11 protein-coding genes are annotated in these 14176 nt (G+C 70.5%); 9 read left to right on the top strand and 2 right to left on the bottom strand.

What is annotated here, in order from left to right:
• The first annotated feature begins 63 nt into the window (after positions 1 to 63).
• The 8 genes from OG607_RS12415 to OG607_RS12380 all read left to right on the top strand — a co-directional run bounded on the left by OG607_RS12415 (position 64) and on the right by OG607_RS12380 (position 9421).
• Entirely contained in the window at positions 64 to 1569 is a 1506-nt protein-coding gene (locus OG607_RS12415; protein WP_405722517.1) for a gamma-aminobutyraldehyde dehydrogenase, read from the top strand.
• Between the two features lie 20 nt (positions 1570 to 1589).
• A complete protein-coding gene (locus OG607_RS12410; RefSeq protein WP_405722515.1) occupies positions 1590 to 2819 on the top strand; it encodes a spermidine/putrescine ABC transporter substrate-binding protein in 1230 nt (409 codons plus the stop codon).
• Positions 2820 to 2852: 33 nt separating this feature from the next.
• Positions 2853 to 4034 carry an ABC transporter ATP-binding protein gene (locus OG607_RS12405; RefSeq protein WP_405722514.1) on the top strand — a complete coding sequence of 394 codons (1182 nt, stop codon included), beginning with the start codon at positions 2853 to 2855 and terminating at the stop codon, positions 4032 to 4034.
• Complete coding sequence (locus OG607_RS12400) at positions 4034 to 4978, top strand: ABC transporter permease (protein ID WP_405722511.1); 945 nt, start codon at positions 4034 to 4036, stop codon at positions 4976 to 4978. Before OG607_RS12405 ends, OG607_RS12400 begins: the two co-directional genes overlap by 1 nt.
• Positions 4978 to 5778: an ABC transporter permease gene (locus OG607_RS12395; protein ID WP_329311804.1), complete on the top strand. Its 801-nt coding sequence runs from the start codon at positions 4978 to 4980 to the stop codon at positions 5776 to 5778. The genes OG607_RS12400 and OG607_RS12395 overlap by 1 nt, the downstream gene beginning before the upstream one ends.
• 60 nt (positions 5779 to 5838) lie before the next feature.
• Positions 5839 to 7233: an NAD(P)/FAD-dependent oxidoreductase gene (locus OG607_RS12390; RefSeq protein ID WP_405722507.1), complete on the top strand. Its 1395-nt coding sequence runs from the start codon at positions 5839 to 5841 to the stop codon at positions 7231 to 7233.
• Between the two features lie 105 nt (positions 7234 to 7338).
• A complete protein-coding gene (locus OG607_RS12385; protein WP_405722504.1) occupies positions 7339 to 7824 on the top strand; it encodes a hypothetical protein in 486 nt (161 codons plus the stop codon).
• Between the two features lie 91 nt (positions 7825 to 7915).
• The gene (locus OG607_RS12380) at positions 7916 to 9421 is read left to right on the top strand and encodes a CoA-acylating methylmalonate-semialdehyde dehydrogenase (RefSeq protein WP_405722501.1); all 1506 of its coding nucleotides are present in this window, start codon (positions 7916 to 7918) and stop codon (positions 9419 to 9421) included.
• Here the strand turns inward: OG607_RS12380 and OG607_RS12375 are convergent.
• Together OG607_RS12375 and gabT are read right to left on the bottom strand one after the other, a co-directional pair.
• Positions 9393 to 9977, bottom strand: a complete 585-nt coding sequence (locus OG607_RS12375) for a phosphatase PAP2 family protein (protein ID WP_405722499.1) — start codon at positions 9975 to 9977, stop codon at positions 9393 to 9395. The two genes, OG607_RS12380 and OG607_RS12375, sit on opposite strands and share 29 nt — an antisense overlap.
• 369 nt (positions 9978 to 10346) lie before the next feature.
• Entirely contained in the window at positions 10347 to 11678 is a 1332-nt protein-coding gene (gene gabT, locus OG607_RS12370) for a 4-aminobutyrate--2-oxoglutarate transaminase (RefSeq protein WP_405722496.1), read from the bottom strand.
• A gap of 214 nt (positions 11679 to 11892) precedes the next feature.
• Here gabT and OG607_RS12365 point away from each other — a divergent pair, with 214 nt between their 5' ends.
• Entirely contained in the window at positions 11893 to 13995 is a 2103-nt protein-coding gene (locus OG607_RS12365; RefSeq protein ID WP_405722494.1) for an ATP-binding protein, read from the top strand.
• The last annotated feature ends 181 nt before the right edge of the window (positions 13996 to 14176 follow it).

Genomic DNA, 14176 nt, shown 5'->3' with positions numbered 1-14176 from the left:
TGTCAGGATCAGCCATCAATCCGGTTTTCGGCCACGGGGCCAGCGGATGGCGAGGAGAACACCATGGACCACGGCTTCGACATCGCGGAGCGCTTCGCCGGAGGTGCCCAGTACATCGCCGGTGAGCTGCGCGCGGGCACCTCGGGCGCCCGCCACCGTGTCGTCGCCCCGGCCAGCGGCGAGGCGGTGTACGAGTACGAGCTCGCCGGCCCGGCGGACGTCGACGCCGCCGTGGCCGCCGCGAAGGCCGCCCTGCCCGGCTGGGCCGGGGCCACCCCGGGCGAGCGCTCGGACGCCATGCACCGCTTCGCCACCGTGCTGGCCGGACACGCCGGCGACCTGGCCTACGCCGAGTCGCTGCAGTGCGGCAAGCCGCTCAAGCTCACCACCGAGTTCGACGTCCCCGGGACCATCGACAACACGGCCTTCTTCGCGGGCGCCGCCCGCCACCTGGAGGGCAAGGCCGCGGGCGAGTACTCCGGCGACCACACCTCGTACGTGCGCCGCGAGCCGGTCGGTGTCGTCGGCTCGATCGCACCCTGGAACTATCCGCTCCAGATGGCGGCCTGGAAGATCCTCCCGGCCGTCGCCGCCGGCAACACGATCGTCCTGAAGCCCGCCGAGCTCACCCCGCTCACCTCGCTGATGTTCGCGCAGGCCGCCACCGAGGCCGGGATCCCGCCGGGCGTCATCAACATCGTCAACGGCACCGGCAAGGTGGCGGGCGAGCACCTGGTCGGCCACCCCGATGTCGCGATGACCTCCTTCACCGGCTCGACCGTCGTAGGCAAGCGGGTCGCCGAGGTCGCCACCGCCACCGTCAAGCGGCTCCACCTGGAGCTCGGCGGCAAGGCCCCCTTCGTGGTCTTCGACGACGCCGACCTCGAAGCCGCCGTCCACGGCGCGGTCGCCGGCTCCCTGATCAACACCGGCCAGGACTGCACGGCCGCGACCCGTGCCTACGTCCAGCGGCCCCTCTACGACGCCTTCGTCGCAGGCGTGGCGGAGCTCATGGCCACCGTCCGCGTCGGAGACCCCTTCGACGCCAAGACCGACCTCGGCCCGCTGGTCTCCCACGTCCACCGCGACCGCGTCGCCGCCATCGTCGAGCGGGCCCGCGCCTACGCCACCGTCGTCACCGGCGGCGAGGCCCCGGACTCCCCGGGCGCCTACTACCTGCCGACCGTGATCACCGGCGCCGCCCAGGACAGCGAGATCGTCCAGGCCGAGATCTTCGGCCCGGTACTGGTCGTCCTTCCGTTCGACACAGATGATGAAGGCCTGGCGCTGGCCAACGACACCCCCTACGGCCTGGCCGCGTCCGCCTGGACCCGCGACGTCTTCCGGGCCGGCCGCGCCACCCGCGAGATCCAGGCGGGCTGCGTCTGGGTCAACGACCACATCCCGATCATCAGCGAGATGCCGCACGGCGGCTACAAGGCCTCCGGCTACGGCAAGGACATGTCGGCGTACTCCCTCGACGAGTACACCCAGGTCAAGCACGTCATGTACGACAACACGGCGATCGCGCGCAAGGACTGGCACCGCACCGTCTTCGGTGACCGCTAACCCCAGGAGGACCGCACCCCATGGACCTGTACGAGGGACTGTCCGAGCCAGTCCGTAAAGCGTGGGAGCGCAGCCTCACCAACGGCCGGGCCGCCATGACCCGGCGTCGTCTCCTCGGCGCCGGCCTGGCTGTGGCCGGCGCCGGGGCCCTGGCGTCCTGTGGCATCCCGGCCGCCACCGGCACGCAGAGCGGGGTGAAGACGGACGACCTGTCCGACAAGGACAAGTCACTGATCTTCTCCAACTGGCAGCTCTACATCGACACCAGCGACGACGAGAAGCACATGCCGACGCTGGAGGCATTCGAGAAGCACTACGGCATCAAGGTCAAGTACACCGACGACATCACCGACAACGTCGAGTTCTTCGCCAAGATCAAGCCCCAGCTCGCCGCCGGCCAGTCCACCGGCCGGGACCTCGTGGTCCTCACCGACTGGATGGCCGGCCGGATGATCCGCCTCGGCTGGGCGCAGACCCTGGACCCGCAGTACCTGCCGCACGCGTACACCAACCTGGAGCAACGTTTCCGCAACCCCGACTGGGACCCCGGACGCGCCCACTCCTACCCCTGGGCCGGCATCGCCACCGTCGTCGCGTACAACTCCAAGGTCCTGAAGGGCAAGAAGGTCAGCAGCGTCTCCCAGCTGCTCGACGACCCCGACCTCAAGGGCCGGGTCGCGATGCTCAGCGAGATGCGCGACACCGTCGGCATGACGCTGCTCGACATGGGCAAGAAGCCCGAGTCCTTCACCGCCGACGACTTCGACGCCGCGCTCGCCCGCGTCCAGAAGGCCGTCGACAACAAGCAGATCCGCCAGTTCACCGGCAACGAGTACACCGACGGCCTCGCCTCCGGGAACATCGCCGCGTGTCTGGCCTGGGCCGGTGACCTGGTCCAGCTGCGGGCCGACAACCCCGAGATCGAGTTCGTGATCCCGAAGGCCGGCTATCTGACCTCCACCGACAACATGCTCATCCCGGCCAAGGCCACCCACCGCAAGAACGCCGAGCTGCTCATGGACTGGTACTACCGGCCCGAGATCGCAGCCGAGCTGGCCGCCTGGGTCAACTACATCACCCCCTGCACGGGCGTGAAGGAGGAGCTGCTCAAGATCGACAAGGACGTGGCCAACAACCCGCTGATCATCCCCGACGCGGCGATGACGGCCGGCGCCCACGCCTTCCGATCGCTCAGCTCAACGGAGGAAACCTCCTTCGAGAGCAAGTTCGCCAAGCTCATCGGCGCCTGAAGCCCGTCTGAAGCCACAAGGGACCTGACGACCATGACCCAGCAGACCACCGCTCCCGCAGAGCCCACCGCGGCCACCGCCTCCGGCGGCGCCGTCACACTCACCGGCATCAGCAAGACCTGGGGCGACTTCACCGCCGTCCAGCCGCTCGACCTGACCATCCCCGAGGGCTCCTTCTTCGCCCTCCTCGGCGCCTCCGGCTGCGGCAAGACCACCACCCTGCGCATGATCGCCGGCCTGGAGGAGCCCACCTCCGGCACTGTGCGCATCGGCGACCTGGACGCCACCCAGCTCCCGCCGCACAAGCGCCCGGTCAACACGGTCTTCCAGAACTACGCGCTCTTCCCGCACCTCGACATCTACGAGAACGTGGCCTTCGGCCTGCGCCGGCGCGGCATCAAGTCCGTCAAGAAGCAGGTCGAGGAGATGCTCGAACTCGTCGAGCTCGGCCACCTCGCCCGACGCAAGCCGCACCAGCTCTCCGGCGGCCAGCAGCAGCGCGTGGCCGTCGCCCGCGCCCTCATCAACCGCCCCAAGGTGCTGCTCCTCGACGAGCCGCTGGGCGCCCTCGACCTCAAGCTGCGCCGCCAGATGCAGCTGGAACTCAAGCGCATCCAGACCGAGGTCGGCATCACCTTCGTCCACGTCACGCACGACCAGGAAGAGGCCATGACCATGGCCGACACCATCGCCGTGATGAACGCCGGACGCATCGAGCAGCTCGGCGCCCCCGCCGACCTGTACGAGAACCCCGTCTCCACCTTCGTCGCCAACTTCCTAGGCCAGTCCAACCTCATCGAGGCCACCGTCTCCGGCACCAGCGGCGGCGACCTGCTGCTCAGCGGCATCGGCGAAGGCAGCCTGGCCATGCCGGCCGCCCGCTGCGCCGCCCCCGCCACGTCCGGGGACAAGGTGCTGGCGGGCATCCGCCCCGAGAAGATCTCCATCGTCCACGCGGACGACGCCGCCGAGGTCCCCGACGGCCGCAACCGCCTCACCGGCCGGATCGTGGACGCCAGTTTCATCGGCGTCTCCACCCAGTACGTGGTCAACAGCCCCTGGTGTCCCGAGCTCGCCGTCTTCTCCCAGAACGTCGAGCGCGACTCCCGCCTCGCCCCCGGCGCCGAGGTCGTCCTGCACTGGAACCCCGCCCACACCTTCGGCCTCGACGCCGCCCAGGACATCGACGCGGGCACCGGGGAGGCGGCCGCGTAATGACCGCCATCGCCACTCCCGCCCCCGCTCCCGCCCCGGGCGACGCGCCGCCCGCCGTGTCCCCGCCCGGCCGCGCCGCCCGCCGCCGCAAGCTCGTCCCGTACTGGCTGCTGCTCCCCGGCATCCTCTGGCTGCTGGTCTTCTTCGCCGCGCCGATGGTCTACCAGGCGTCGACCTCCGTACAGACCGGCTCCCTGGAGACCGGCTACCAGGTCACCTGGCACTTCGCCACGTACTGGGACGCCTTCAAGGAATACGACGTCTTCTATCTGCGGTCCCTGATCTACGCGGGCATCGCCACCGTGCTCTGCCTCGCGATCGGCTACCCGCTCGCATACACCATCGCCTTCAAGGCCGGCCGCTGGCGCAACGTCCTGCTGGTGATGGTCATCGCGCCCTTCTTCACCAGCTTCCTGATCCGGACCCTGGCCTGGAAGACCATCCTGGCCGACGACGGCATCGTGGTCTCGGTCCTGGACAAGCTGCACATCCTCAACGCCACCGCCGCCATCGGTCTCACCTCGGGGGACCGCGTGCTGGCCACCCCGCTCGCGGTGGTCTGCGGACTGACGTACAACTTCCTTCCCTTCATGATCCTGCCGCTCTACAGCTCGCTGGAGCGCATCGACCCCAGGCTCCACGAGGCGGCGGGGGACCTGTACGCCAGGCCGTTCACCACCTTCAGGAAGGTCACCTTCCCGATCTCGCTGCCGGGCGTCGTGGCGGGGACGCTGCTCACCTTCATCCCGGCGTCCGGCGACTACATCAACGCGGAGCTGCTCGGCAGCCCCAGCGAGCAGATGATCGGCAATGTCATCCAGTCGAAGTTCCTCACGGTGCTCGACTACCCGACGGCCGCCGCGCTGTCGTTCATCCTCATGGCCGTGATCCTGGTGATCGTGTCCGTCTACATCCGCAAGGCGGGGACGGAGGAACTGGTCTGATGCCCGTTCTCAACTGGATTCGACGCCACCTCGTCGTCTTCGCGGCCATCGCCGCGCTGATCTACATGACGATCCCGAACGTGGTCGTCCTGGTCTTCTCCTTCAACAACCCCAAGGGCCGCTTCAACTACTCCTGGAACACCTTCTCGCTCGACGCCTGGACCAACCCCTGCGGCGTCGGCGACATGTGCACCTCGGTGTCGCTGTCCCTCCAGATCGCCGTCCTCGCCACCATCGGCGCGACGATCCTCGGCACGATGGTCGCCTTCGCGCTCGCCCGCTACCGCTTCCGCGGCCGCGCGCCGGTCACCGGGCTGATCTGGCTGCCGATGGCGATGCCCGAGATCGTCATGGGTGCCTCGCTCGGCACGCTCTTCCTCAACATGCGCATCCAGTTCGGCTTCTGGACCATCCTCATCGCGCACATCATGTTCTGCCTCAGTTTCGTCGTCACGGCGGTCAAGGCACGCGTCATGAGCATGGACCCCAGACTCGAACAGGCAGCCCAGGATCTCTACGCCACCCCAACCCAGACCTTCCTGCGCGTGACGCTCCCCATCGCCGCCCCCGGCATCGCGGCCGGCGCGCTGCTCAGCTTCGCCATCTCCATCGACGACTTCATCATCACCCAGTTCAACGCCGGCCCCTCGACCGTCACCTTCCCCATGTTCGTCTGGGGCGCCGCGCAGAAGGGCCTCCCGGTCCAGGTGAACGTCATCGGCACGCTGATGTTCCTGGTCGCGGTGGTCTGTGTCATCGCCGGGCAGCTGCTGGGCAGCAGGCGCAAGGCCCGCAGCTAGGCCCTGTCCTGACAGTCGGCAAGACGGCCGGCAACCGTAACCGCAAAGGTGTGAAACCCCATGGACCCAGCCCGTTCGCTCGCCGAGGCGCAGCCGACCCCGTACTGGCTGGACGACCCCGGCCGGCCGCAGGCCGCCCCCGCGCTCGTGGGGGACGAGCACTGCGACCTGCTGGTGGTCGGCGGCGGCTACAGCGGTCTGTGGACGGCGCTGATCGCCAAGGAGCGCGACCCGTCCAGGGACGTGGTCCTGATCGAGGCCAAGGAGGTGGGCTGGGCCGCCTCCGGCCGCAACGGCGGCTTCTGCGCGGCCAGCCTCACCCACGGCCTGGCCAACGGACTCGCCCGCTGGCCGGGCGAATTCGCGAAGCTGGAGGAGCTGGGCAGCCGCAACCTCGACGAGATCGAGGCGGCGGTCGCCCGCTACTCCCTGGACTGCGACTTCGAGCGCACCGGCGAGATCGATGTGGCCACCGAGCCCTACCAGCTCGACGAACTGCGTGCCGCCGCCAAGGAGGCCGCCGAACACGGCGTCGACCTCGAATTCCTCGACCGTGACCAGGTCCGCGCCGAGGTCGACTCGCCCACCTTCGCCGGCGGCCTGTACGACCGCACCGGCGTCGCCATGCTGCACCCCGCCAAGCTCGCCTGGGGCCTGAAGCGGGCCGCGGCAGCCCTCGGCGTACGGATCCACGAGCACACCCCCGCCACCGCCCTCACGGGCAACGGCAGCGGCATGGCGGTGCGCACCCCGTACGGCAGGGTCTTCGCGCGCCGGGTCGCGCTCGGCACGAATGTCTTCCCGTCGCTGGTCAGGCGGGTGCGCCCGTACGTCGTCCCGGTGTACGACTACGCGCTGATGACCGAGCCGCTGACCGAGGACCAGCTCGCCTCGATCGGCTGGAAGAACCGCCAGGGACTCGGCGACAGCGCCAACCAGTTCCACTACTTCCGGCTCTCCGCCGACAACCGCATCCTCTGGGGCGGCTACGACGCCATCTACCCCTACAAGGGGCGGCTCTCCCCCGACCGCGACCAGCGCCCCGAGACCAACCTCACCCTGGCCCGGCACTTCTTCCGCTGCTTCCCGCAGCTCGAAGGCCTGTCCTTCACCCACGCCTGGGGCGGCGCCATCGACACCTGCTCCCGCTTCTCCGCCTTCTACGGCACCGCGCACGCCGGCCGGGTCGCCTACGCGGCCGGCTTCACCGGGCTCGGCGTCGGCGCGACCCGCTTCGGCGCGGAGGTGATGCTCGACCTGCTGGCGGGGGAGCGTACCGAGCGCACCGAGCTGGAGATGGTGCGCACCAAGCCGATGCCGTTCCCGCCGGAGCCGTTCGCGTGGGCGGGCATCGGCCTGACCAAGTGGTCGCTGGACCGGGCGGACCGGCGTGCCGGGCGGCGGAACCTTTGGCTGAAGACGATGGACCGGCTGGGCCTGGGCTTCGACAGCTGATGTGATCCAGATCACTACCGACGAGTAGCGGAAACCCGGGTAACCCGCGTAATGAACCGCCCGCAAGCCCCTCTCTTCCGTGTGAGCCCAACTGAAGTGACACGGATGATCGGAGGGCCCGGCATGGCCGGCGCCGGTGCGAAGAGTGCGGTCGAATGGCTGGTTTCCGTAAGTCCCGATCCCGAGACCTGCAGGTGGGAGTGGGAGCGCAGCCCCCTGGGGGTCACACTGCTGCCCGCCGGCCTGCTCTGGGACGTCCTCATCCTCACCGGCGAACTCGGCTATCCCACCCTCGACGTCCTCACCCGGATGCTGGACCGCCCCGGGCCCGTGCTCGCCGACTTCGGCGACTCCCGGATGGGCTTCTTCGTACCGCCCGGCACCGCTGCCCGCTGGATCGGCACCGGCGTGCGCGCGGCCGGTCCCGGCACCTGGATCGTCGTCCCCTACCCGGGCCGGGCCAGTGGCGGGGTGCGCTGGCTGGTGCCGCCGGACGGCACGGGGCACCTCACCGACCCGGTGCTGCTGGAACTGGCGATGCACGAGGCGGCGGCGCGGCTCGCGGGTGAAGAGCAAGCCGACGATCTGTAAAGGCATCACCCGTACCGCCGACAGGTTGGTGCTTGTGACCCCCCTCGCCGCCTGACGAGACTGGCAACAGGCTACGAGAGGAAGGTCTGCCGTGACCGACAAGCACATCACGCACTGGATCGCCGGACAGACGTGGACCGGCACCGCCGAGCGCCGTGGCGACGTTTACGACCCGGCCACCGGCGCCGTGACCGGTCAGGTGGACTTCGCCTCGATCGCGGAGGTCGACCAGGCGGTGGGCGCCGCCGCCACCGCCTTCAAGGACTGGCGCAACGCCTCGATCGCCAAGCGCACCCAGGTGCTCTTCGCCTTCCGCGAGCTGCTCAACGCCAAGCGCGACGAGCTCGCCGCGATCATCGTCTCCGAGCACGGCAAGGTCCACTCCGACGCCCTCGGCGAGATCGCCCGCGGCATCGAGGTCGTCGAGTACGCCTGCGGCATCCCGCAGCTCGTCAAGGGCGGCTTCACCGAGCAGGCCTCCACCGGGATCGACGTCTACTCGATCCGCCAGCCGCTCGGCGTCGTCGGCATCATCTCGCCCTTCAACTTCCCCGCCATGGTCCCGATGTGGTTCTTCCCCATCGCCATCGCGGCGGGCAACACGGTCGTCGTCAAGCCGTCCGAGAAGGACCCGTCGGCCGCCAACTTCCTCGCGGACCTGTGGAAGGAAGCCGGGCTGCCGGACGGTGTCTTCAACGTCGTCCACGGTGACAAGGTCGCCGTCGACCGGATCCTGGAGCACCCCGACGTCAAGTCGGTCTCCTTCGTCGGCTCCACCCCGATCGCCCGCTACGTCTACGAGACCGGCACCAAGTACGGCAAGCGCGTCCAGGCCCTCGGCGGCGCCAAGAACCACATGCTGGTCCTGCCCGACGCCGACCTCGACCTCGCCGCCGACGCCGCCGTCAACGCCGGTTTCGGCGCGGCCGGCGAGCGCTGCATGGCCATCTCCGTACTCGTGGCCGTCGACCCCATCGGCGACGAGCTGATCGACAAGATCAAGGACCGCGTCGCGGGCCTGAAGGTCGGCCCCGGCTGCAACGGCGACTCCGAGATGGGTCCGCTGGTCACCGGCGTCCACCGCGACAAGGTCACCTCCTACCTGGACGCGGGTGTCGCGGACGGCGCCGACCTCGTCATCGACGGCCGCAAGCACCCCATCTCGGGCGAGGGCACCGCCGACGGCTTCTGGCTCGGCCCGACCCTCTTCGACAACGTCAAGCCGGGCCAGTCCATCTACAACGACGAGATCTTCGGCCCGGTCCTGTCCGTGGTGCGGGTCTCCTCCTACGACGAGGGCCTGGAGCTCATCAACTCCAACCCCTACGGCAACGGCACCGCCCTGTTCACCAACGACGGCGGCGCCGCCCGCCGCTTCCAGCACGAGGTCGAGGTCGGCATGGTCGGCATCAACGTCCCGATCCCCGTCCCCGTCGCCTACTACTCCTTCGGCGGCTGGAAGGCCTCCCTCTTCGGCGACACCCACGCCTACGGCGAGGACGGCGTCAAGTTCTTCACCCGTGGCAAGGCGGTCACCCAGCGCTGGCTCGACCCGAGCCACGGCGGCATCAACCTCGGCTTCCCCACCAACAGCTGAGGGCCGACGCCCCGCCCAGCAGGGCCCCGCACAGCAGCCAGCTCCCGACCACATCCAGTGGCCAGTGATAGCCGCAGTACACAAGAGCGACACCCACCCCAGCGTTGAGCAGCACGGCGGCCGCGACCAGCAGCCGCCGTGCTGCTTTTCCCGTCACGTACGGCAGCACCAGCAGCGCGGCCGCCCCGTACCCCAGCGCGGCCGTCGCCGCGTGCCCCGACGGAAAGAGCCCCGCGTGGTCCGGCACCCGGATCAGGGCACCGCCGGTGCGGTCGACGGCGGTCTTCAGGGGAGCGACGATCGCGGGCACGGCCGCCATGGCGACCGCGTACGCGGCGAGGGGCACCCAGTGCCGGCTCCGCCACCACGCGTAGGCCATGGCGGCGACCAGGACGGGCCCCGCCGCGTACCAGTTGCCGAGGGCGGCGAAGTAGTGGCCCAAGGGCGGGATGCGGCCGGGGGGTGACGGCCCGGCGACGGCGGAGCGCAGAGGCTCGTCGAGGCGGAGCACCGGTCCGTGCGCGGCCTCCTGCCAGGTGAGCAGCCCGAAGAGCACCAGGCACAGGAGGGGGAGGAGAAGGAAGAGGAAAGTCAGCCGCCCCGGAACAGGGGGGAGAGTTCCGGGGCGGCCAAGGCGATCGCCGCACCGCTCGTCCCGGGGGGTTTGGGACGGGCGGCCGACCGATCGGCGAGGAGTGCCGAGGCTTGCGGCTTCGGCGCTGTTGTGCGCGAGGGCACTGCGGTGCCGATGATGGGGAGTCACCGGCAAAGTGTCGCCTGCGAGCTTCCGCAGACGGGGTGTTTCTTCCATCTGACGAAACCGTACGTCACCAAAGTGGCCCCCGGGAGGGTTTGCGCGGGTCCGCCATCAGGCCCGCACACCTTCTTCACCGCCCCTGAGATTCACTCATAGTGACTGCCTCCGTCACAGTCCGGCGAAGGCGCTCTCGAGGATGTCCAGGCCCTCGTTGAGCAGGTCCTCGCCGATCACCAGCGGCGGCAGGAAGCGCAGCACATTGCCGTACGTACCGGCCGTGAGGACCACCAGACCCTCGGCGTGGCAGGCCTTGGCGAGCGCGCCGGCGGCCGCCGCGTTCGGGGTCTTCGTGCCGGGCTCGACGAGCTCGACGGCGATCATCGCGCCACGGCCGCGCACATCGCCGACGATCTCGTACTTCTCCTGGATCGCCCGCAGCCGGCCGAGCATGATCTCGCCGATCCGCCGAGCCTTGGCGGGCAGGTCCAGCTCCTTCATGGTCTCGATCGCGCCGAGCGCGGCCGCGCAGGCCACCGGGTTTCCGCCGTACGTGCCACCGAGCCCGCCCGCGTGGGCGGCGTCCATGATCTCGGCGCGGCCCGTGACGGCGGCGAGCGGCAGGCCGCCCGCGATGCCCTTGGCGGTCGTGATCAGGTCCGGGACGACGCCCTCGTCCTCGCACGCGAACCACTGGCCGGTGCGGCAGAAGCCGGTCTGGATCTCGTCCGCGACGAAGACGATGCCGTTGTCCTTCGCGAACCGCGCGATCGCGGGCAGGAAGCCCTTCGCGGGCTCGATGAAGCCGCCCTCGCCCGCGATGGGCTCGATGACGATCGCGGCGACGTTGTGCGCGCCGACCTGCTTGTTGATCTGGTCGATCGCCTGCGCGGCGGCCTCCTCGGCGCAGTTCTCGGCGCCGGTCAGCCAGCGGTACGGGTAGGCCAGCGGGACCCGGTAGACCTCGGGGGCGAAGGGGCCGAAGCCCTCCTTGTACGGCATGTTCTTGGCGGTGAGCGCCATGGTGAGGTTCGTACGGCCGTGGTAGCCGTGGTCGAAGACGACGACGGCCGTGCGCTTGGTGTAGGAGCGGGCGATCTTCACCGCGTTCTCCACCGCCTCGGCGCCGGAGTTGAACAGCGCGGACTTCTTGGCGTGGTCACCCGGCGTGAGCTCGGCCAGGGCCTCGGCGACCTCCACGTACGACTCGTACGGGGTCACCATGAAACAGGTGTGGGTGAAGTCCGCCAGCTGGGCGGAGGCACGGCGCACGACCGCCGCCGCGCTGTTGCCGACCGAGGTCACGGCGATGCCGGAGCCGAAGTCGATGAGGGAGTTGCCGTCCACGTCCTCCACCACGCCGCCGCCCGCTCGGGTGACGAAGACCGGGAGGGTCACGCCGACGCCGTTCGCGACCGCCGCCGACTTGCGGGCCAGCAGCGCTTGCGACTTCGGGCCGGGGATGGACGTGACGAGTCGGCGCTCCTGGGCCAGTTCGCTCATGGCGGGCGTACTCCTTCTCCTTAGAAACCGTGGGCTCTTGTCTCCGCAGGCTAAGCGGACCTCCGGCAGACCCGCACACTCCGTTAGGGCGCAGTGGTGAACCCGTCTTCGACGCGGCGGACAGTGCGGTGCCCGCCCGGCGGCCGAACTCGTGGCCGGTCCACTACATTGAGTGTCGGCGCGTGAGTGTGCGAATGCGAGGGGCAGCGGGCGAATGGACGTTGACGGCAGGTACGGCGGCGAGCCGTCGCGCAAGACAGCCCCGGCCACTCCGGCCATCCCCGCCGTCCCAGCGGTGCCCCCGCGCCCGCCGGGCATCCCCCTGCAGGCGGCCGCCCCGCCCGCCGCGCTCGCGACCTGGCTGCGCACCCCCCGGCAGCGCCCCGCGCCCGGCATCTACGCGTACGGCCATGTGCCGCGGCCCCCGCAGGACCCGAACCGGCTGCCGGGGCGGCGGCTGATCGGCGGGGCGATTGGCACCTTCCTGCTGGGGCTGCTGGTGTGGTCGCTGTGCTGGAACGGTTACTTCACGTTCTGGACGAAGCCGGTGTTCTGGTTCACGCCCGACTCCTGGTCCGTCGCAACGTCCAATGGGCGGCTGCCGTCGCCCGCCGTCTTCGACATCTATTACGTCATCTTCACCGCCCTGCTGGTCTGGATCTTCGGGCGCCTCGGCAACTGGCTGGAGGTCATCCGCCGTTACGTCGCCCCCCTCCTGCGCGGCGCCGTCACCGACCCCGCCCCGCACGAAGGACCCGCCCCGCAGGAGCAGGACCCTGCTGAGTGGCCCGAGCTGCGCGCGGCCGGGCAGCCGGCGGCCGCCGACCGGCTCGCGGCGGAGATCCGCGCCGAGCGGCTCGGGGACGTGGACTACGCGCGGCTGCGCCGGGCCTGGCAGGCCGTGCCGCGGGAGGTCTTCACCGACGTCGTGCTGCGGCAGGGCGCCGCCGCCTTCGCGCACCCCTCCGGCGCCCGCGACCTGCCGGTCCGGGCGGCCCGGCACGACCTGCTCACCTCGCAGGTACGGATCGGGCTCGCGCTCGCCGACGACCGCAACCCCTACCAGCACCAGGGCGCCGGGCTGGCCCTCGACCCGACACTGCTCGGCACCGGGCTGCTCGCCGTGGGCCCGCCCGGCTCCGGCAAGACCCGGTACCTCGTGCGGCCGGTCGTGGAATCCCTGTGCCTGCAGGCGCTGTCCGGCACGGCCGCGGTCGTCGCCGTCGGGGCGGCGGGCACGGATCCGGTCCCGGCCGACGCGTACGACGTCGTCATCTCGCTCGGCGACCCCTCCTCCGCGTACGACCTCGACCTGTACGGCGGCTCCACCGACCCCGACGAGGCCGCCGCCATGCTCGCCGAGGCACTGGTGGACGACCACGACAGCCGGGCCCGCACCGCCCTCAGCCAGCTGCTCGGCCCTTACCGCGCCGCCCACGGCCGCTTCCCGTCCGTCACCGAGCTGCGCGAGCTGCTCGACGCCAGCCCGACCGCGTACGCCACCCTGCGCGACGCGCTCGACGCTGCCGGCGCGCACGGTTACGTCCGCGACCTCGACGCCCGCGAGCGGCAGTCCGGCCGCCCCGGCGACGTCGGCCCGCTGCTCGCCGACCGCATCGCCCTGCTCGACCGGCAGGCCTTCGCCGGCTTCTTCGACGTCACCGGGCGCGGCTCCGGAGCCCGCCCCTTCTCCCTGCGCGCGCTCGAACACCCGCTCCGCGTGCGCATCGACCTCCCCGAGCGCGCCCACGCCGAGGCCTCGCGCATCCTCGCCCGCCTCGTCCTCGCCCAGTTCACCGCCGCCGTCAGCAGCCGCGCCGACCGCTCCCTCTTCGCCTGCCTCGTCCTCGACGACGCCGCCCACACGATCACGGCCGAGGCCGTCCGCGGTCTCGGCCGGCTCCGCTCCGCCAACGCCGGCGCCGTACTCACCCTGCGCACGCTGGACGACATCCCCGAGGCACTGCGCAGCGCCCTCCTGGGCGCCGTCGGCTGCCGGATGGCCTTCTCCGGCGTCACCACCTGGGACGGCAAACGCTTCGCCGAAGCCTGGGGCACCACCTGGGTCGAGGCCCGGGACGTCACGCGCACGCCCGATCAGTCCGGCGGCCTCTTCCGCCGCCTCACACGCGGCGTGCGCAAGCTCTTCACCGGTGAGGCGGTCACCACCGAGTCCGTGACGGTGCGAAAGGTCGAGCGCGAGCGCTGGTCCGCCTCCGACCTTGCGCATGCGGTGCCCGCCGGGCACGCGGTCGTGTCATTGACCGCGACCGACGGCGAACACGCACCGCCGATACTGGCCGACCTGCGCGCCTAGGCCCTGTCCGGGCGATCATGGCCGGGTCCGCGACACCTGACACGGCACCTCGCGGCGTTGCCGAAAAGCCCACAGACAAACCAGTCTGCGGGCATTCCGGCGCCTTGCGATGCACCGCCCGCCGCGCCAGCGGCTGATGTCACTGCGACGCCCCGGCCTATCCGACCCTGATCGCCCGGAC

This window comes from Streptomyces sp. NBC_01537 (assembly GCF_045040445.1).
Classification (GTDB): Bacteria; Actinomycetota; Actinomycetes; order Streptomycetales; family Streptomycetaceae; genus Actinacidiphila.
The sequence above is the reverse complement of the archived record's forward strand: the minus strand, read 5'-3'. Positions and strand labels throughout refer to the sequence as shown.

Bases quoted from the DNA above. Each gene is read 5' to 3' on its own strand.
- OG607_RS12385 (WP_405722504.1), top strand. From the start codon at position 7,339: ATGATCGGAGGGCCCGGCATGGCCGGCGCCGGTGCGAAGAGTGCGGTC.
- OG607_RS12405 (WP_405722514.1), top strand. From the start codon at position 2,853: ATGACCCAGCAGACCACCGCTCCCGCAGAGCCCACCGCGGCCACCGCC.
- OG607_RS12390 (WP_405722507.1), top strand. From the start codon at position 5,839: ATGGACCCAGCCCGTTCGCTCGCCGAGGCGCAGCCGACCCCGTACTGG.
- OG607_RS12395 (WP_329311804.1), top strand. From the start codon at position 4,978: ATGCCCGTTCTCAACTGGATTCGACGCCACCTCGTCGTCTTCGCGGCC.
- gabT (WP_405722496.1), bottom strand. From the start codon at position 11,678: ATGAGCGAACTGGCCCAGGAGCGCCGACTCGTCACGTCCATCCCCGGC.
- OG607_RS12410 (WP_405722515.1), top strand. From the start codon at position 1,590: ATGGACCTGTACGAGGGACTGTCCGAGCCAGTCCGTAAAGCGTGGGAG.
- OG607_RS12415 (WP_405722517.1), top strand. From the start codon at position 64: ATGGACCACGGCTTCGACATCGCGGAGCGCTTCGCCGGAGGTGCCCAG.
- OG607_RS12365 (WP_405722494.1), top strand. From the start codon at position 11,893: ATGGACGTTGACGGCAGGTACGGCGGCGAGCCGTCGCGCAAGACAGCC.
- OG607_RS12400 (WP_405722511.1), top strand. From the start codon at position 4,034: ATGACCGCCATCGCCACTCCCGCCCCCGCTCCCGCCCCGGGCGACGCG.